The sequence below is a fragment of the Anaerobacillus alkalilacustris genome (genome assembly GCF_001866005.1).
Lineage (GTDB): Bacteria > Bacillota > Bacilli > Bacillales > Anaerobacillaceae > Anaerobacillus > Anaerobacillus alkalilacustris.
Genome location: NZ_MLQR01000001.1, coordinates 34,933 through 55,278, shown reverse-complemented (window position 1 = coordinate 55,278; position 20,346 = coordinate 34,933). Strand labels below are relative to the sequence as shown.

Sequence of the window (20,346 nt, the reverse complement as noted above, 5' to 3'; positions counted from 1 at the left end):
CTACTCACCACCTTTTTCTGCCGAATAAGGTAAAGTTAATGTAATCCTTGTACCAATATTCCATTCACTACTTACCCAAATGCTCCCACCATGAGCCGAGACAATTTGTTTTGCTATTGCTAACCCAAGCCCTGTTCCACCTAATTTTCGCGAACGAGCCTTATCAACACGATAAAAACGATCAAAAACTTGTGGCAAGTTTTCGGCTGGTATTCCTACCCCTTCATCATTAACACTAATACTAAAATCTTTTTCGTTTTCTTTTAAAGATATTGAAATTTCCCCGCCTTCTGGAGAATACTTAATAGCATTTGATAAGATGTTATCGAGAACTTGAATAACTTTATCCCTATCAACGGTAGCAAAAGTCGTATGACTAGGTATATCCCTATGAAAATAAATCTTATCATTATCAGAAACTAGCTCATATCGATCAATGACACTATTTAATAACTTTGTCATATCAATGGTATCTAAATATAGTCGGTAATCTTTACTATCCATCTTTGAAAGTTGGAGTAAATCGTTTACTAAACGAATCATCCGTTCTGTTTCAGTTTGAGCTACATTTAAAAATTTAGGAGCAATAGTTGGATCATGTAATGCGCCATCCTCAAGAGCCTCAAGATAACTTTTCATTGAAGTTAAAGGGGTTCTTAATTCATGGGATACATTTGCTACAAACTCTCGACGTTCCTGTTCAATTTTTTCTTGCTCAGTAACATCATGTATAACAGTAATAATTCCGTTATAACTACCATCTTCTTTTTGAATAACAGAGAAATTTGCTTCTAATATATACTCTTTTTCTTTCTCACTAAAATCCAACAACAAAGAACCAGGGTTTCGATACAAATCATCTATCGTTCTATCATTAAATACTCGTAGCAATTTAACGATTGACTTACCTAGAACTTCCTCTTGAGAAACATTCAATAAATTCTCAGCCTGTTTATTCATTAATATAATACTACCTTCTTTGTCCGAAGCAATAACCCCATCTGTCATATGGGAAAGAACTGAACTTAGCTTCCTCTTTTCCGCTTCTGTAGTAGCGTTTGCTTCTTTTAACTTGGTAGTTAGTTCATTAAACGTAATCGCCAACTGACCTATTTCATCTTTACCATATACATGAACTTTTCTTGAAAAGTCCCCTATTCCCAATACTTGCGCTTGTTTTCGCATATCTAATATTGGCCTTGTAATGGTTTGAGCTAAAAGTATTCCTAAACCACCAGTAATGACTAAAGCAATCAACGTACCCGTCATTAATATTTGATTAATTTGTTGCATTTGCTCATATATTTCTTCTATTGAAGCCTCAATATAAACTGCTCCAATCGTTTCATTATTTGAAATAACAGGTATAGCTAAAACCCGCATTCTGTGTCCTGTTGTTTGATCACGGAGAATATCTCTATCTTTTGCTCCAAGTAAAGCTCTTTTCACACGTACTTCTGTCGTTCTCTGCCCAACAACGTGGCGCTTTTGAAAATTAGAAACACTTAAAACTACTTTGTGTTTATCAATAACCTGTACTTCTGCATTTTCAATCGAAAAGAACTCTCGCAATAATACATCGATATCATCATTTAAACTAGACGTCGTTTCATCTCTAGTTTTTTTCATTTCTTGTTCGATATTATAAGCCAATAAATTTGCCCGTTCTTCTAACATTTCAAAATGGTTTTCTACAAGTTGCTCTTCTAACTGTTTTGTAAAATAAACGCCAATCACTTGCATCGCTATTAAAATCAGTAATACGTATATAATAACTATTTTTACTTGTATCGATTTAAAAAAACCGACTTTATGCATAATTAATTCTCCTCATGGTTCTTTAAATAATATCCTACTCCCCTACGTGTAATAATCCAATTAGGATGACTAGGATTGTCCTCTACCTTTTCCCTTAGTCGCCTTACAGTTACATCGACAGTGCGAACATCACCAAAGTAATCATATCCCCACACTGCTTGCAATAAATGCTCACGAGTCATAACTTGTCCCATATGTTTTGCTAAATAATAGATTAATTCAAATTCTCGGTGAGTTAATTCGATAGCTTCCCCACGTTTTGTAACTTGATACGCATCAGGGTGAATGATCAGCGAACCTATATTCAACTCTTTTTTTTCAGGTACTACTTCTTCTGGTTGCTGTTGGTGACGTCTTATATTAGCTTTAACCCTAGCTAACAACTCCCTAGTGCTAAATGGCTTTGTTACATAGTCATCTGCTCCAAGTTCAAGACCTAGTACTTTATCTATCTCAGAATCTTTAGCTGTGAGCATAATAATTGGCATATCATATTTTTTTCTGACTTCCCGACATACTTCCATACCGTCTTTAAGTGGTAACATAATATCTAGTAAAATTAAATCTGGAACTAAACTAGCAACTTTTTTTACCGCTTCTTCCCCATCATAAGCACACTCAACAAAAAAGCCTTCTTTTTCTAGACTAAACTTTAAAATATCTGCAATCGGCTGCTCATCATCAACTACTAAGATTTTCTTCACCATTTTATTTTCAACTCCCGATTTTTATAGAAAGTGTCTGATTTTACTGTTTCAAATATATTACTGATTTAAGTTTCAACTATATTCTATCATATTATGAAAGCTTTTTTGTCCACTACAATCTGGGTACCATATAAAAAGTCTGGCAACTACAACTATCGACGTAACACGACAAAACATTTGTTTTTATCACGTCTACACAAGTTGAAGTTACCAGACCTCGAATATATATTCTTTTAATTAATTTAAAGGCTAAAAGCCACTATACAAATTATCTATTTAAAAAATCCATTGGATTTTTTAATTCTCCATTTTGATAAACCTCAAAATGTAAATGGATACCAGTTGAATTACCAGTTGTACCCATCACACCAATCTTTTGTCCTCGAGCAACAGTTTGCCCTACTTTGACATCCATTGAAGCCAAATGAGCATATAACGTTCTCATACCATTATTATGATTAATAATAATTTTATTGCCATAGCCACCATCCCACCCAGCAAAAGTAACGGTACCATTATCGGCTGCTAAAATATTATAATTGGATGGTCTTGCAATATCGATTCCTCTATGAAATCTCCCCCAACGCATTCCTTGATAACTAGAAATATATCCACCTACTGCAGGCCATGCTAATTGTCCAGTTCCTCTAGATGGGGTTACTTTTGTTCCACGTAATACTACTCGATTTACTGGTTCTTTTGTTACATTTTCACTAACAATTTTTCTTTCAATCGTTCTACCGTTTTCCCGGGTAATACTATAACTAACTACTCGTTCACCTTTTTGTCCTTCTTGTTGGACTTTCGTGTCACCACGCCACATATTAGCATCGTCTTTTGTTTCTGTCTGAAATGGTATTTCTTCCTTAACTTTTGAAGCTTCTTCAATAATTACTTTTACGATCGGTTTATATACAGTAACATTTAATTCATCACCAATTTGTAACAATGTATCTTGTGTAACTTTTGGATTTAAAGCAAGGATTTCATCGATTGAAAGATTGTTATCTTCAGCAATTGTTCCAAGCACATCACCTGGTTCAACAACATAAACCTCATCTTCTAATGTACCTAAATTAATTTGTTTTACTGCATCCTCTACAGATAATATCTCCTTTGGATTTACAACAGCTTCACCAGGTTCTATTTCCTTTGATAACTTAATATCTAATATAATCTTCTCTCCAACAGAAGGTTTTCTATCAAGCTCGTCAATTTCTTTTACTTCCTGAAAATCTTTTAATTCCTCTTTTGAAACATATTGAAGCATTAACTTTTCAATTACCTCTAGGTATTCATCTTCACTACTTACATACCCAATTTCTTCATCCTCGACCTTCAAGGATATAGATTCAGCCTTCACACTTAACCTATGTTCTAATTCTTCTAATGTATCATCAGTATTAGTCCTAGAAGTAAAAACAAGTTCAGGAATCATGTCAATATCTTGCCCAATAACCAATGTAAGGTCTTCATAACTACCACTAAATTCTTGTAAAATATCATTCTTTAATTTTGTAACTAAAGAACTATCATTTACTGAACCTACTCTATTACCATCAATATAAATGTGATAGATCGATTGTAAACCATTATTTTCGACCTCTTCTTGAGCGTTAACAAAACCAGTATGTAAGTTTGTTGCTAGTAGTGCTGTACATAGTCCTGATCCAATGACTTTTTTATATTTATTAGTGAATGTTTTCAATAAATTAAGGTTTGTTTTTGTCTTACCTATTAAGCCTTTTGGTAGACGATCTAACCAGTGCTTATAGTGTTTCATGGTTCTCCTCCTACGCTACTTTGTTCAATTTTTTATATTAGTAATATTAATGTTTTAATCATAAATTTCATACAACCTATTGTATTGTAACACATCTAGCTTAAAACGGTTTGATAAATTTATAATCGTAATATAACTGTATAATTATTGTTATTATTTAACAGATACCTTCTGTTCCCGTACCCAAAAAATAAAAGCCTACCAAATGAATGATAGACTTTTATGTAAAATAGAGTGCCGGCCAGAGGACTTGAACCCCCAACCTACTGATTACAAGTCAGTTGCTCTACCAATTGAGCTAGGCCGGCATACTATTAATTTATTTAGTGGTGGCTCGGGACGGAATCGAACCGCCGACACGAGGATTTTCAGTCCTCTGCTCTACCGACTGAGCTACCGAGCCGTTACATTAGTCACAATCAATAAAAAACAAAAAATGGCGGACCCGACCGGGATCGAACCGGCGATCTCCTGCGTGACAGGCAGGCATGTTAACCGCTACACCACGGGTCCATTTGGTTGCGGGAGAAGGATTTGAACCTCCGACCTTCGGGTTATGAGCCCGACGAGCTACCAGACTGCTCCATCCCGCGATAATAAAAAGTATAATGTTTTGTGCTTGTTTTTGATGTGTTGACTTTTTCTTCCTACAGTTACACTTCAAATTGTTACTTTGATATTAACGTGCCGACAATAACTATTATAACCACTTTCGTCTTGTTTTACAACACCAATTTTAAAATTGGTGACCCGTACGGGATTCGAACCCGTGTTACCGCCGTGAAAGGGCGGTGTCTTAACCGCTTGACCAACGGGCCAAAGATGAAAATGGTGAGCCATGAAGGATTCGAACCTTCGACCCTCTGATTAAAAGTCAGATGCTCTACCAACTGAGCTAATGGCTCATCTCTTAACGACAATATTTATAATATCATATCTTAAAAACAAATGCAACACTTTTTCTAAAAAAACTTTTTTCGAAAATAATGTAACTTGTTTTTGCAACACTTTTACTAGAATATACAATTACTAAATAAAAATCAAGTTTTTTTTTATAAAATTTCTGAATCCTCTATTAAGAGTTCATTAAAGTCCCTTACTACTAACTAAAGAAATGAGAAATACGTTGGAAATTTGTTGTCTTAATGCGTTATTTATTGCTAAAAATATTTCATTATCATTATAATCAGTTAACTTATCTAATTATATACCTCTTTGCATATTAATTAGCTCCCCATAAATTTCCTTATTTTATCTTTAAATATTTTTCCTTTTTACTTATTCCGTAAGAAAGGGAAAGCCCCACGGCTCTAGACGTAATAATTATTTTTGCAACGAATAATCGCAAGAGCAACGCTAATAAAATAGAGCACGAGTTATTAATAAACTCGTACTCCAATTTAATCATTATTGAACTTGAGATCTTATGCAAACACGCCTCTTACAAGATTTGTTTGGCTACGATCAGGTCCAACAGAGAAGATTGTTAAAGGAATTCCAGTTAGTTGAGAAATACGCTCGACATAATGTCGTGCATTTTCTGGTAATTCATCAAGAGATTTTACTCCTGTAATATCTTCCGTCCAACCTGGTAACTCTTCAAATACAGGCTCACACTCTGATAATACTTTTAAGCTTGCTGGGAATTCTTTCATAACTTCGCCGCGGTATTTGTAAGCTACACAAATTTTCAGTTTTTCAATACCAGTAAGTACGTCAATTGAATTTAACGATAAATCTGTAATACCACTTACACGTCTCGCATGACGAACAACGACACTATCAAACCATCCGACACGGCGTGGACGACCTGTAGTTGTACCATATTCATTCCCTACTTCACGAATACGGTCACCAACTTCATTTTCTAATTCTGTTGGAAATGGCCCATCACCAACACGTGTTGTATATGCTTTAGATACTCCAACTACATGATTAATTTTAGAAGGTCCAACACCTGATCCAATTGTTACTCCACCTGCAATTGGATTTGAAGACGTAACGAAAGGATATGTTCCTTGGTCAATGTCTAACATTACCCCTTGGGCACCTTCAAACAGAACGCGTCTTCCATCGTCTAGTGCATCATTTAATACAACAGATGTATCATCTACATATTGTGCAATTTGTTGACCATACTCGAAATATTCGTCTAAAATTTCTTCTTTTGTAAAGCCTTCAACTTCATAATACTTTTCAAACATACGATTTTTTTCTTTTAGGTTACGCTCAAGCTTCATTTCGAATTCTTCACGATCAAGTAAGTCGGCAATTCTAATACCTACACGTGCTGCTTTATCCATGTAAGCTGGACCAATACCTTTTTTCGTTGTTCCAATTTTGTTGTCACCCTTACTCTCTTCTTCCACAATGTCTAACTTAATGTGGTAAGGAAGTATGACATGAGCACGATTACTAATTCGTAAGTTGCTTGTATCTACACCTTTGTCATGTAAATATTGTAATTCTTGTACTAACGCTTTCGGATCAATAACCATCCCATTACCAATTACGCAAATTTTATCTTTATAAAAAATACCTGAAGGAATTAAGTGTAACTTGTACTTTTTTCCATCAAAAACAATCGTGTGACCAGCATTGTTTCCGCCTTGATATCTTGCTACAACTTCAGCTTTTTCAGACAAGTAGTCTGTAATTTTTCCTTTTCCTTCGTCTCCCCACTGTGTTCCAACGACAACAACTGATGCCATTAATGTACACCTCCGCAAATAATTAAAAGAATATATATATTTTTTCCTTGTAATATTTTATCCATTCAAAACCATAGTAAGTGTAACAATTTACTAAAGTAAAGTCAATAAAATCCGAACGATTTATTACTAATTTAACGATTCGTTCGTGAAAACTTTTTGTGGAAAAGTATATTAAAAAATGATGTTTCAACTAAATCATCATTATAAAAGTCTCCATAATTATTTTTCTCTTATTGCATTTGGGTTAAGTTCCCATATCGGTATAGTCATGCTCTATTCGCGTACCCTAAAGCACTATTTTCCATTTTTGCATACTTGATTATGTTCTATTCGTGTACCCTAAAGCACTATTTTTCATTTTGCATACTTGATTATGCTCTATTCGTGTACCCTAATACACTATTTTCCATTTTTCATACTTGATTATGCTCTATTCGCGCACCCTAAAGCACTATTTTCCATTTTTCATACTTGATTATGCTCTATTCGTGTACCCTAAAGCACTATTTTCTACTTTGCATACTTGATTATGCTCTATTCGCGCACCCTAAAGCACTATTTTCCATTTTTCATACTTGATTATGCTCTATTCGCGTACCCTAAAGCACTATTTTCTACTTTGCATACATGATTAGCTATATTCCTTAATTCCAATTCAAAATTAAGGCTTAGGGATCCCTTTAATCCCTAAGCCTTTTAACTACTTGCTATACTCAAGCAGCTTGATTACCTATTATCGATTTTTTCTGGATACATGTCATGGTTAAACATGCGTTGTTTTGCCATCTCTTCAAACATTGTTCCTTTTTTTCCGTAGTTTGCATATGGATCAATTGAGATACCACCTCGTGGCGTGAATTTACCCCATACTTCAATATATTTCGGGTCCATCAACTCAATTAGATCCTTCATAATAATGTTGATACAATCTTCATGGAAGTCCCCTTGGTTACGAAAACTAAAAAGATAGAGTTTTAACGATTTACTTTCAACCATTTTTTCACTAGGTATATATGAAATATAGATCGTTGCGAAATCAGGTTGGCCTGTTTTTGGGCAAAGGCTTGTAAATTCCGGACAATTAAATTTTACCCAATAATCATTGTCTAGATGCTTATTCTCAAAAGTCTCTAAAATTGATTTATCATATTCGAATTTATATTCAACATTTTGGTTACCTAACAAAGATACACCTTCTAATTCATGATCTTTTCTCAATGTTTACACTCCTTTTTTATTACCCCAAAGTAACGTATGAAGTTGTGGTAATACTCTTACATTATTCAACTCTGGATCAACGACAACTTTACTAATAAGCCATTCTAATTTTTGAATTAAAATTAAAGCAAGTCGTTCGTTACTCTCATCAGATAAATCTTCGTTCCCTACCTGTAAATAAAAAGGTACTGTAGGAAATTTTTTATGAACGTCTTTTGCATATTGTAAATCATTATCATTAAAAATAACTACTTTTATACTAACGTGCCCATTATCTATTCTTTTAGTTAAAAGTTGTACTATATCTTCTAACCTATTAAAATCTGTCTCCATACCACTGCTAGGAGGCTTAGGTGAAACCGTTAAGTCGTCAATCTCAAGCATCCAATCTTGCCAAACACTACCCTGTGTTTCTAGACCAACCTTGATTTTTTTTTCCTTTAGTAATCGAATAAGAGTGCCCAATGATTTAATAAGAGCCGGATTTCCCCCTGAAATCGTCACATGTTCAAAGTTATCAAGCCCTATTTTCTCTAATTCTCCAAAGATCTCTTCAGCATTCATCATCGCAATGTCTTCTTTGCCACTGCCATCCCAAGTAAAAGCAGAATCACACCAAGAGCACTGGTAATCACAACCTGCTGTTCTAATAAAAACAGTTTTTTTACCAATAACTGCACCTTCGCCTTGAATGGTTGGGCCGAAAATTTCAATTACTGGTATTTTCATTCCATCCACTCTCTTCTAGCTTCCGCATAACTCGTTGGTGTTTCAAATAAACGAACAAACTCCACTCTCGGTTGTAACTCTTTAAATTGACTTTTCTTTAAATAATCAGCCATTTTTTCATAAATCCAAACAACCAAATTTTCTGCTGTTGTATTCATAGGCGGTAATGTCTCATTTAAATATCTATGATCTAAATATATTTCAATTTGTTCTTTCCAAATTTTCTTAATATCACCAAAGTCAATAGCAATACCAATTTCATCTGTTAGCGAACTAATTCCAAAAACGACTTTATACGTATGGCCGTGTAGGTTCTTACATTTGCCTTCATAATGATGAAGATGATGAGCCGCATCAAATGTGAACTCTTTACTTACTAGGACTCGTTTATTATGATATCTTAGCTGTTCTTTTTGAATATCTTCACCAAACTTTTGAAGCTTATCGACAATACGAAAACCAAATAAGTTATGACTGTTACACATCGGCTGCTCCTCCTTTTTGCTCCTCTAAATACATACGTAATCCTTCTTTACGGAGCTTACAAGCTGGGCACTCACCGCACCCGTCACCAATAATACCGTTGTAACAAGTTAACGTTTTTTCTCTTACATACTCAAAGGCACCTAGTTCATCAGCAAGAGCCCATGTTTCTTTTTTATCAATCCACATTAATGGTGTATGAATGACAAACTGATAGTCCATCGATAAATTTAACGTGACATTTAAAGATTTTACAAACACGTCACGGCAATCTGGGTATCCTGAAAAATCTGTTTCACATACACCTGTAATAATATTTTTTATTCCTTTGGCTTTTGCCATAATAGCTGCAAACGATAAGAAGAGATGATTCCTTCCATCTACAAATGTTGAAGGTAATTCTCCTTCTCCACCTTCTTTTATCTCTATGTCACTTCTAGTTAATGCATTTGAAGTGAGTTGATTTAAAAGACTCATATCTATAACCGTATTTTCTACACCTAGATCACTAGCAATTGCCTTTGCAACATCAATTTCTTTATTATGCCTTTGGTTATAATCAAACGTTACCGTTTCGACTACATCAAAGTTTTTCAATGCCCAAAATAGACAAGTAGTTGAATCTTGTCCACCACTGAACACCACCAATGCTTTTTTCATATTTAAACACTCCTTAGTTTTTTTTAACGAGAGGAGATCGCGAACTCTCGAATTTTACAAGAAAAGCGCAAGGCGCCAAACACTGGAAGGTCGGCAAATAGCGGTCTGCTCCTTTGACCGCAATCTATGTGCTTCTGCGTCTGACAGCAATGCTTCGAAGTAGGCTTCCTCGAAGCAAAGTAGCATGAAGCATCATCAAAGAAGTAATCCAGGAAGTCAGTGAAGTCAGAACCTTGACTGAAGTGATCGAGCCGATGGCGCCTGGAGCTAGACAACTTTCTAGCTTCAAAATTTTATAATTTCTTTTAAAAATATATCTTCTATAAGACTCTTCTTAGAAAATGCCCCTCACTATTTTACATACTCCCTCGTATAAACACAAGATGTCCCCTCTAGAATATACTGGAGGGGACTGCAAAATATGCTATTTAACCTACTCGTATAACGCTGTATCAAACTTCGTCGTCACATAGCTACACGAAGCTTTTCTATGCTGTCTAGCTTCAGTGCCTATCGACTAGAGAGCTTCCCTCACCTCGTCTACGATAAGTCGAGAACGAAAGCCTAACGTCTTTCGACTCTCCTTTATCTCACTCGACTCAGTCTAGCTATTTACGTCCATGAACAAGGCACTTACACTTTTCTATAGAGCCGTCCACGATGTGATTGAAGTCAGTGGCTAGGCTCCTGCTGGGATGTTATTGTCATCGAAACGCCGTTCTAAGTTAACGAATTTATTATACTCTTTCACAAAAGCTAGTTCGACCGTGCCTACTGGACCATTCCTTTGCTTGGCAATAATAATTTCAATAATATCCTTGTTCTCCGATTCTTTATCATAGTAATCATCACGATAAAGGAATGCTACGATGTCGGCATCCTGCTCAATACTTCCCGATTCACGAATATCTGACATCATCGGACGCTTATCTTGACGTGATTCAACTCCACGGGAAAGCTGCGAAAGAGCAATAACAGGAACTTCTAATTCCCTCGCAATTGCTTTTAACGTTCTGGAAATCTCAGAAACTTCCTGTTGACGATTTTCACCACTTCTACCATCTCCTCGAATAAGTTGTAGGTAGTCGATCAAAATCATCCCTAAACCTTTTTCCTGTTTTAATCTTCGGCACTTTGCACGGATATCGTTTACTTTAACACCAGGAGTGTCATCAATATAAATACCTGCTTTAGAAAGACTTCCCATTGCCATTGTCAACTTAGTCCAGTCTTCTTCTAGAAGAGATCCTGTACGTAGTCGCTGTGCGTCGATATTTCCCTCTGCACAAATCATCCTCATAACAAGCTGAGATGCTCCCATCTCTAAACTAAAAATAGCTACATTTTCATCGGTTTTTGTCGCTACATTTTGTGCTATGTTTAAAGCAAAGGCAGTCTTACCTACAGAAGGTCTCGCTGCAACAATGATTAAGTCATTTCGTTGAAAACCAGCTGTCATTCTATCAAGTTCAGAAAATCCTGTTGGGATCCCTGTGATATCACCTGTTCGATGCTGAAGTTGCTCAATATTATCATACGCTTCAACGAGCACGTCCTTAATTGAAATAAACGCACTCGTATTCTTTTTATGTGAAACTTCTAAAATTGTTTTCTCTGCTTCATTTAATATTGCATCAACTTCTTCTTCTTCAGCATAACCTTCAGCTGCAATTGTAGTGGCAACACGAATTAAACGTCTTAATATAGACTTTTCTTCGACAATTTTACTATAGTACTCAACATTTGCAGCTGTAGGTACACTACCTGCTAGATCACTTAAATAAGATACTCCACCAATTTCTTCTAGCCACTTTCTATCTTGAAGTTCTGCTGTAACAGTGACAAGATCAACAGGCTCTCCTCTTTCAGCTAAGTTTATCATCACACTGTAAATTCGCTGATGTGCTGCACGGTAAAAGTCTTCTGATGTTAATCGCTCTGATGCTGTGACTAGTGCCTCCGGTTCTAAAAATATTGCTCCTAGAACAGCTTGTTCTGCTTCAACGTTTTGCGGCGGAGTGCGGTCAGCAAATAATTCACTCATGATGGTTCCACCTACCCTTTTTAATGTAAGATCTAGAATGATTGAAAAGTGATACCGTTACTTTATTACATTATCCTTCAATTACATGTACTTTAATTGTTGCTGTTACTTCTGGGTGTAATTTAACCGGAACATTGGTATAACCTAGTGCACGAATTGGTTCATCTAATTCGATTTTACGTTTATCTACTTTCTTTTTCATTTTACCAAGTGTATCAGCAATTTGTTTACTTGTGACAGCTCCGAAAAGACGGCCACCTTCACCAGATTTTGCTTTAATTTCTACCGTAAGTTTCTCTAATTCATCTTTATAGGCTTTTGCTTCATTTAACTTTTCTTCTGCACGCTTTTCCTCGCCTTGCTTTTTCACTTCTAACGTTTTTAAGTTTCCTGAAGTTGCTTCAGAAGCTAGTTTATTGGGAAGTAAATAGTTTCTTGCATATCCTTCCGAAACATTTTTGATTTCACCTTTTTTTCCTTTACCTTTTACATCTTGAAGAAAAATTACTTTCATGATTCTTTTCCCCCTTCAAAGTATTGATCTATTTTTTCTTTTAATAATTCTTCCGCTTCATCTACTGAAATGCCTTCAAGTTGTGTTGCAGCGTTTGATAAATGACCGCCACCATCTAGCATTTCCATAATTAATTGCACATTAACGGCGCCTAATGATCTAGCACTAATACCGATCGCATCATCTTTTCGTTTTGAAATAACAAACGAAGCCACGATACCATTCATTGAAAGTAGCGTATCTGCAGCTTGTGCAATTAGTACTTGACTACATACTTTATCCGGACTTCCTTTAGCTATCGCAACACCATTACGGTAAATATGCGCATTTTCAATAAGACGAGATCGTGTAATATACTGATCTAAGTCTTGTTTAAGAAGGTTTTGAACTAAAGCAGTGTCTGCTCCTTGTGATCTTAAATAGGACGCTGCATCAAATGTTCTAGACCCTGTTCTAACTGCGAAACTTTTCGTATCAACAATAATTCCTGCTAATAACGAAGTTGCTTCTAACAAATCGAGTTTTGTTTGTTTAGGCTGGTATTCAAGAAGTTCTGTCACTAACTCAGCTGTTGATGACGCATAAGGCTCCATATAGACTAATACCGAATCTTCAATAAATTCTTCACCACGGCGGTGATGATCTATCACAATTACACGATCAATTTTTTCCAAGACTTTCGGCTCAATCACTAACGAAGGCTTATGTGTATCAACTATAACTAAAAGAGTATCATTCGTTACCTCTTCTAAAGCTTCTGTAGGAGTAATAAAATGCGCCCATAAGCGATCATGTCTCTCTACTTCCTCCATTAACTTCCTTACGTCCCTACTAATATTGTCAGGATCTAAAATAATATATCCTTCTTTACCATTTAGTTGCGCTAATTTTAGTACACCTATAGCTGAACCTACCGCATCCATATCAGGATTTTTATGCCCCATAATCATGACACGGTCACTTTCTAAAATGAAGTCACGAATTGCGTGGGAAATAACACGTGCTCTAACCCTAGTTCGTTTCTCTACAGCATTTGACTTTCCACCATAAAAACGAACCTTACCGTTTTTTTGTTTAATAGCTACTTGGTCACCACCACGTCCTAGTGCCAAATCTAAACTTGATTGAGCAAGTAATCCAAGCTCTTGGAATGTTCCTTGCCCACTACCTACTCCAATACTTAGTGTAATAGGTATTTTCTCGCTAGAAGTAGCTTCTCTTACCTCATCAAGTAAATCAAATCTTGTTTCTTCAAGTTTTTCGAGAACTTCTTGGCGGAATATAGCTAAAAAACGATCCGAAGACGTCCTTCTTAGAAAGACACCGTGTTCCTTTGACCAATTATTTAAAGTAGATGTAACTTGACTCATTAACTTACTTCGAATTTGGTCTTCCATACCTTGTGTTACTTCATCATAATTGTCTAAGTAAATAATAGCAATAACAGTTTGTTCCTTTTCGTACAGCTTTTTCACATAAGTTTCTTCTGTTATATCAAAAAAGTAGATCAGCCGTTCATCTCTCTTTATGAGGGCTCTAAAAACATTTTCGCCAATTTGAATGGAAGTCTCTTTTTCGTCACTGTCAAGAACATTATATAAATCTTCATCAATTTTAGTGATTGGTTGACCAATGCATTCCTCTTCTATAAATGAAGTAACCATAGGATTTACCCATTGGATTATTTTGTCTTCATTGTAGAGAAGCATACCGACCGGCATCTTTGTAACCGCTTCCTCTCCTGCCTTATTAACTCGATACGACAGTGTAGAAATATATTTATCTAAATCCTTAACAAAAGAATTTTTCGCTTGAATAGTATAAATAAGTACGACCCCTAGACATAAAAAGCCGACTAGGCCAAAAATCCATTGATATAACGTTAATATTCCAATAAAAATGGCTGCCACAGCAAACAAGGCGATGACATGATATCCATGCCACCGTTTAAATAAGAACTCTGGCATAATTTCAACTCCTACTCATTTCGAGTTTTTCATTCTTTTTCGAAGTTCGAATCCTAAATCAATTATACCTAAAATTCTATATATATAAAGAAGAAATGGGGCTATAATCGTAATAATTATAATTATGATAGGAATTGATTTATTTAACCGCTTGGCATAACAGTAGTAAAATACGACTGCTAACCCTTGAATTGTCATGACAATTTCTAGTAAGGGAAATAGATTCCACATGACAATATGAAGAGCGGTCCCTTCTTGTAAGCCAATAATCATTAAAATAGAAGCAACTAGATAATACCATAAAAATGACTTCGGAAATGACCATTCTCTAAATGGTTTAAACTTAGGTACTTTCATACCGATTCTTTTTAATACTGCATATGAAATAAGTTGGATAAATAAAGCGTAAAAAGCCCCAGTTGAAATAATAATAGATGGCGCTAAAACGATAAGCTGATTAGTAAAGTCGACAAGATGAGCAAGCTGTGCACTTGGATCTTGTCCCAATGCAAGTAACATTGCTTCGGCAGCATTGATTGATTCAATCATTAACTCTTGAGTTGCTCTCACTGGATGAATATCAAATATAAGGATACTTAAAATGAAATAAAAAAGCAGATTAACGATATACGCTAAACTACCTCCTAATAAGACAGTAAAGGCAGACTTTTTTCTTCTAAATAATTCCCCAACTACTAGCCCACCACTTCCAAAAAAGATAGCACTAAAAATTAATAATGGTCCTCCGATAATAAATGAAACAAATGAAGCTACAAAAAATAACAGTAAGCCAGGTTTCCATCCATTTCGTAAGGTATAAATAATAAATGGTAGTGGTAGTATCCAAATTAAAATAGAACCCAGTATTGGCAAAATGACTGTCGTAAAAGCTATTAATGCAAATATTGCTGCAAATATCGCTCCTTCAGTCATTACCTTAGTATTTTTCAATCTTATTTCCCTCTTTTCTCTAATACTAAATTATTTATCTAAAATCAATTTTCTTTAACCTCAAATATTTCCCTTAACCTTGAAGTCTTTCTATTTGTTAAAGATATGAAAAATATTATATAGTAACGAACTACATTAATGTGTGACTTGTTAATGAAATTTTTGGTATAACTAAGGTATGTTACTAGCATCTTCCCCTATCACCTTATAATATAAACAACCCTCAATGATTTTCACTAACTTAGCCTGTAAAAAGTAAAAAATAGTATAAATTGATTGTAACATACGATTATAAACTCTCATCTTCAAAACGTTTTAAATCATTGTTATGGCCTATTAGTATTAAAATATCTTTATCTAAAATGAGCTCATCAGGAAAAGGAGTGATAATAACTTCTTCCCCACGCTTAATCCCTAATATTGTACACCCATATTTAGCACGAATATCTAATTCAAATATGGTACGATTTGCTACTTTATTTGATGCTATTAGCTCCATTATACTGTAGTCAGGGGAGAGCTCAATATAATCTATAATTTTCTCCGATACTAAATAATGAGCTATTCTTACACCCATATCGTGTTCGGGATGGATAATTCGGTCTGCACCTATTTTTTCAAGAACTTTATGGTGGTAGTTGTTTTGTGCTTTTACCCATACTTGACTTACATTTAACTCTTTAAGAAGTAGTGTGCAAAGAATACTAGCTTGAATATTATCACCAATAGCTACTATAACATGTTCAAAGTTTCTAATTCCCAGAGATAGTAATGTATTCTCATCCGTCACATTAGCTATAACAGCATGTGTTGAATAATTAGCAAATTCGTTAACTTTGTCTTCATTTGTATCAATAGCTAGTACTTCGTGCCCCATCGAATAAAGCTCTTTACATACACTTCCTCCGAATCTCCCTAAACCAATCACTGCAAACTGTTTTTTCACTTAGATCAATCCAATCCATACTTTTTATTGTCTCTCTTATTTTAAACATAATTACGTTTTATAAAAAATCTAAATGTTTTTACCCAATAATTACTTTTTCCTTAGGGTAATGATAATGCTCAGTAGTTTCTGCTCCTCTCATGATAAATAAAAATGAGAAAATACCAATTCTACCAATAAACATCAGTATAATAATGACTTGTTTTCCAAGAACACTTAGTTCAGGATTAATTCCCATTGATAACCCTGTTGTTCCAAACGCTGAAGTAACTTCAAAAATAATGTGCATTAACGGAAACGGTTCATATGCAGCTAAAATAATTATTGATAGCCCACAAATTAAAGTAGCAACACAAATGACTACAAACGATTTTAAGATGTCCTCTTGATCTAGTTCTCTATGAAATACTTTTACGGATTGTTTTCCACGAGCGAAAGAAAATATAGCTAACAATATAATAGCAAAAGTCGTTGTACGAATTCCACCACCTACACTACTTGGAGAAGCTCCTACAAACATGAGGAAACTTAACATAAGCTGTGTCGCAACGGAATATTCATTAATATCCATAGTCACTAATCCACCATTTCTAGTCGTAACAGATTGAAAAAGAGAATAAAAAAACTTTTCATGCCATGATTTATCTAATAAAAAATTTGACCAATCAAAAATTAATATAAAAAACATACCGAAAAATATTAAACTAAAAAAAGTAATCGTCGTTATTTTAGTGAATAATGAAAAACGAAACTTTTCTTTATTTCTTTTTACCTTAATAAACCCTTTACTTCAACTAATACTGGAAAACCAATAGCACCAAGAATGAGTAGAACAATATTGACGGTTTGAACAAAATAATCGTTAGCGAATGGAATTAAAGATTCCCCAGTAATGTCAAACCCAGCATTTGTTGTAGCACTCACTGATGCAAAAAAACCTTGGAGAAAAGCTTCTTGCCAAGTTGAAAAATAAGTGAGGTAATATAACCCTAATATAGTTGTACCAATTAATTCAATGAATAAAATTAGTTTTAAAATTTCTTTCATTAATATTACTAACCCTAAAATGTTGCCCTATTTTGGTCGGTCATAATTAAGTGACGTTCCCTTAACCCAATCCTTTTCCCCAGAATGAGCCAAATAAATGTTCCAAGAGTCATAATACCAATGCCACCAAATTGGAGAACAAACGCCAAAATGAACGTTCCAGGAACACTAAACGTTTCTACTGTTGAAACAACGGTTAAACCAGTCACACTAACTGCACTAACAGCAGTAAATATCGTATCCAGAAGACTTAACTCTACCCCTTTTTTTTGAACAATAGGTAAACTAAATAAGATTGTAGCGGTGAAAACAGCCCCGAGGTAAAACAAAACAATCATCTGTACAGAAGTAAGTCGTATGTTTAATCCCTTTTTATGAGTAAACATTTTATAGACCGTCTTCTTCAAAACGTTTTAAATCATTATTTTCCCCTACTATAATAATAATATCTTTTTCAATGATCATTTGATCAGGAGTAGGCGAAACGATAACCTCCTCCCCTCTTTTTAAACCTAATATGGTACAGCCAAATTTTGCTCGAATATTAAGTTGGGCAATTGTTCGTTTTGAAACCTTTTCAGTTGCCATCAATTCAACGATGCTGTATTCAGGTGACAGTTCAATATAGTCAATAATCTTTTCAGAAACTAAATAATGAGCTACTCTAACACCCATGTCATGTTCTGGGTGAATAATACGGTCAGCACCAATTTTCTCAACGACTTTATGATGATATTGGTTTTGAGCCTTTACCCAAACTTGCTTAACTTTTAGTTCTTTTAAAAGTAACGTACATAAAATACTCGCTTGAATATTATCGCCGATTGCTACAATGACATGTTCAAAATTTCTAATACCTAATGAAGTTAAAGCATTTTCATCGGTACCATTTGCAACAACCGCATGTGTTGACGTATGTGCATAATTATTAACTCTTTCTTCATTTACATCAATAGCAAGAACTTCATGGCCCATTGTATATAATTCTTTACACACACTCCCACCAAAACGACCTAGGCCAATCACTGCAAATTGCTTTTTCATAGTAAAACTCCTTTATTCAATTTTCATAAAACAAAAAAGACCATTACAAAGAATGATCAATAGTGAATCTATTTGACCCTTCTTCTTCAAACGCTTACGAGGTTAGCTGCCGGATTAGGGACTAAGAAGTATCCCTTCTTACAAGGTAAGATTCACCCCAAAAAGTCATGAACTGACTGTTAAATGGTTCCCCCGCTCAAAATTTGATTCAGCGACTTATAGGTTTATGATATGTAAATTTACTCCTCACCTTACTTTTTGTCAATACATTTTTTAGTAATAGTAATCTAAAACAGTTTTCAATTTCGCCCAGCCCTCATTAATTATTGAATAACCTTTTGATATGTATCTTTACTACAAATAATAAAAAACTCAGCATCGGCTGGTATCATTTCTTCTAGCTTCGTTAATATACTAAAATCATTACGGTCTGCAAGTAAATTTGCACCTTCTTTCTTTAAATCCTCATAAGCATCATTATACGTCTTCCAATAAGGCCGTTTATTTATTTTCCACAAATCTATACCGGTTTTACTACTTAAAAGCTTCATGATGAGCTTTCCAGACCCTTTATGAACAGCCGATTTAGCCATAAGATCTGAAAGTGCTTCATCAGCTAAAATAAACTCATCAACATTGGCATGCTCAAAATTTTGGATATGCTTTTCTTTTAAAATTTCTACTATTGTATAAATTTCTTTGTTAATTTCAGCTGCGTAACTCTCAATTGAAGATACAATTATTAAAGACTTTCCATCGGCCGCGATTGGATCTAGTTCATTTGCTCTAGAAAAGATTAATACAGATTTTGCATCGCGAATATTAGCTTTTTCTAACGTTTGCTTTTCTGTTGCATCTCCTTGAACAAAGAATACACTCTCATCATCAAAAGGAGATTTTTTTGCATAATCAATTAAAACAAAGGTTGCCTTTTCATCAATTTGTTTAATTTCTTTTATGGCATGGTTAGCTTTATTTGACCAACCGATAATTACATAATGTCCTTTCCCCTTAAAGGTCAATTTACCTTCCTCCTTCAACTTCCGATATACACTAAATCCTTCAGCAATCTTACTAATTACAATGCCAATTAACCCAATGCCAAAAAAGTATAAGAATAATCCAAAAAGTCTTCCTTGTGTAGTTTGAGGTACAAAATCTCCATAACCTGTCGTAGTTACTGTTGTCATTACATACCAAAATGCAATAAAAGGGGTTGGAAATGTTTCAGGTTCTAGCCACCAAATAAAAAAAGAACTAAATACTAAAAAAATAATCGTCACTAATAGTAGTGTTACCTTTCTAATTTTCACAACAACCTTCATTAGTTCAAAAATCATTAACATGGACTTTCTCCCCCTCTTTAGAATTATTCCCTTTTGCTCCTTTAAATATAAAAAAGGCACAGTAGAGTTCATTCTACTGTGCCTTTTCATCATATATTATTCACCACTAACATACGGTAATAAAGCGATTTGACGTGCACGCTTAATTGCAGTTGTTAATTGACGTTGGTACTTAGCTGAAGTTCCCGTTACACGACGAGGTAAGATTTTACCACGCTCAGAAACGAAACGCTTAAGTAATTCTACGTTTTTATAGTCGATTTTCGTGATTTTATTTACAGTAAAGTAACATACTTTACGGCGTTTCGCACCACGGCCACCACGACGTCCTCCCATTGCCATTCAAAAAACCTCCTTTACTTAGAAATTTTATAT

The 20,346-nt window shown here is 34.8% G+C and carries 16 protein-coding genes, 6 tRNA genes, 1 pseudogene and 1 riboswitch; all 23 genes and pseudogenes read right to left on the bottom strand.

Annotated elements, in window-relative coordinates; genetic code table 11:
- Nucleotides 1-1,818 (bottom strand): cell wall metabolism sensor histidine kinase WalK, encoded by a 1,818-nt coding sequence (gene walK / locus BKP37_RS00270; protein ID WP_071307756.1) that lies wholly within the window; start codon nt 1,816-1,818, stop codon nt 1-3.
- A gap of 2 nt (nt 1,819-1,820) precedes the next feature.
- Nucleotides 1,821-2,525 (bottom strand): response regulator YycF, encoded by a 705-nt coding sequence (gene yycF / locus BKP37_RS00265; RefSeq protein WP_084034478.1) that lies wholly within the window; start codon nt 2,523-2,525, stop codon nt 1,821-1,823.
- A gap of 268 nt (nt 2,526-2,793) precedes the next feature.
- Entirely contained in the window at nt 2,794-4,308 is a 1,515-nt protein-coding gene (locus tag BKP37_RS00260) for a peptidoglycan DD-metalloendopeptidase family protein (RefSeq protein WP_071307755.1), read from the bottom strand.
- Nucleotides 4,309-4,543: 235 nt separating this feature from the next.
- A tRNA-Thr gene (locus tag BKP37_RS00255) sits at nt 4,544-4,616 on the bottom strand.
- A gap of 19 nt (nt 4,617-4,635) precedes the next feature.
- Nucleotides 4,636-4,711: transfer RNA gene (locus BKP37_RS00250), tRNA-Phe, on the bottom strand.
- Nucleotides 4,712-4,745: 34 nt separating this feature from the next.
- A tRNA-Asp gene (locus BKP37_RS00245) sits at nt 4,746-4,821 on the bottom strand.
- A 3-nt stretch (nt 4,822-4,824) separates the two neighbouring features.
- Nucleotides 4,825-4,901: transfer RNA gene (locus BKP37_RS00240), tRNA-Met, on the bottom strand.
- A 150-nt stretch (nt 4,902-5,051) separates the two neighbouring features.
- A tRNA-Glu gene (locus BKP37_RS00235) sits at nt 5,052-5,126 on the bottom strand.
- An 11-nt stretch (nt 5,127-5,137) separates the two neighbouring features.
- A tRNA-Lys gene (locus BKP37_RS00230) sits at nt 5,138-5,213 on the bottom strand.
- A gap of 519 nt (nt 5,214-5,732) precedes the next feature.
- On the bottom strand, nt 5,733-7,019 hold the full coding sequence (locus BKP37_RS00225) for an adenylosuccinate synthase (RefSeq protein WP_071307754.1): 1,287 nt from the start codon (nt 7,017-7,019) through the stop codon (nt 5,733-5,735).
- Between the two features lie 729 nt (nt 7,020-7,748).
- Complete coding sequence (gene queF, locus BKP37_RS00220) at nt 7,749-8,240, bottom strand: preQ(1) synthase (protein ID WP_071307753.1); 492 nt, start codon at nt 8,238-8,240, stop codon at nt 7,749-7,751.
- A gap of 3 nt (nt 8,241-8,243) precedes the next feature.
- On the bottom strand, nt 8,244-8,969 hold the full coding sequence (queE, locus tag BKP37_RS00215; RefSeq protein WP_071307752.1) for a 7-carboxy-7-deazaguanine synthase QueE: 726 nt from the start codon (nt 8,967-8,969) through the stop codon (nt 8,244-8,246).
- The gene (gene queD / locus BKP37_RS00210; protein WP_071307751.1) at nt 8,966-9,454 is read right to left on the bottom strand and encodes a 6-carboxytetrahydropterin synthase QueD; all 489 of its coding nucleotides are present in this window, start codon (nt 9,452-9,454) and stop codon (nt 8,966-8,968) included. Before queD ends, queE begins: the two co-directional genes overlap by 4 nt.
- A complete protein-coding gene (queC, locus tag BKP37_RS00205) occupies nt 9,447-10,112 on the bottom strand; it encodes a 7-cyano-7-deazaguanine synthase QueC (RefSeq protein WP_071307750.1) in 666 nt (221 codons plus the stop codon). Before queC ends, queD begins: the two co-directional genes overlap by 8 nt.
- 679 nt (nt 10,113-10,791) lie before the next feature.
- Nucleotides 10,792-12,156, bottom strand: a complete 1,365-nt coding sequence (gene dnaB / locus BKP37_RS00200) for a replicative DNA helicase (protein ID WP_071307749.1) — start codon at nt 12,154-12,156, stop codon at nt 10,792-10,794.
- Between the two features lie 70 nt (nt 12,157-12,226).
- A complete protein-coding gene (gene rplI, locus BKP37_RS00195) occupies nt 12,227-12,670 on the bottom strand; it encodes a 50S ribosomal protein L9 (protein WP_071307748.1) in 444 nt (147 codons plus the stop codon).
- Nucleotides 12,667-14,637 carry a DHH family phosphoesterase gene (locus BKP37_RS00190; RefSeq protein ID WP_071307747.1) on the bottom strand — a complete coding sequence of 657 codons (1,971 nt, stop codon included), beginning with the start codon at nt 14,635-14,637 and terminating at the stop codon, nt 12,667-12,669. Before BKP37_RS00190 ends, rplI begins: the two co-directional genes overlap by 4 nt.
- Before the next feature lie 15 nt (nt 14,638-14,652).
- Nucleotides 14,653-15,588, bottom strand: coding sequence for a YybS family protein (locus tag BKP37_RS00185; protein ID WP_071307746.1), 936 nt, complete (start codon nt 15,586-15,588; stop codon nt 14,653-14,655).
- 289 nt (nt 15,589-15,877) lie between these two features.
- Nucleotides 15,878-16,534, bottom strand: coding sequence for a potassium channel family protein (locus tag BKP37_RS00180; protein WP_071307745.1), 657 nt, complete (start codon nt 16,532-16,534; stop codon nt 15,878-15,880).
- Nucleotides 16,535-16,613: 79 nt separating this feature from the next.
- Nucleotides 16,614-17,967 (bottom strand): annotated as a pseudogene (locus tag BKP37_RS00175) (TrkH family potassium uptake protein).
- A 1-nt stretch (nt 17,968) separates the two neighbouring features.
- Nucleotides 17,969-18,625, bottom strand: coding sequence for a potassium channel family protein (locus BKP37_RS00170; RefSeq protein WP_071307744.1), 657 nt, complete (start codon nt 18,623-18,625; stop codon nt 17,969-17,971).
- Nucleotides 18,626-18,701: 76 nt separating this feature from the next.
- Nucleotides 18,702-18,849, bottom strand: a riboswitch (cyclic di-AMP (ydaO/yuaA leader).
- A 99-nt stretch (nt 18,850-18,948) separates the two neighbouring features.
- A complete protein-coding gene (locus BKP37_RS00165) occupies nt 18,949-19,971 on the bottom strand; it encodes a potassium channel family protein (protein WP_071307743.1) in 1,023 nt (340 codons plus the stop codon).
- A gap of 96 nt (nt 19,972-20,067) precedes the next feature.
- Nucleotides 20,068-20,307 carry a 30S ribosomal protein S18 gene (gene rpsR, locus BKP37_RS00160; RefSeq protein ID WP_238938037.1) on the bottom strand — a complete coding sequence of 80 codons (240 nt, stop codon included), beginning with the start codon at nt 20,305-20,307 and terminating at the stop codon, nt 20,068-20,070.
- Nucleotides 20,308-20,346 lie beyond the last annotated feature (39 nt).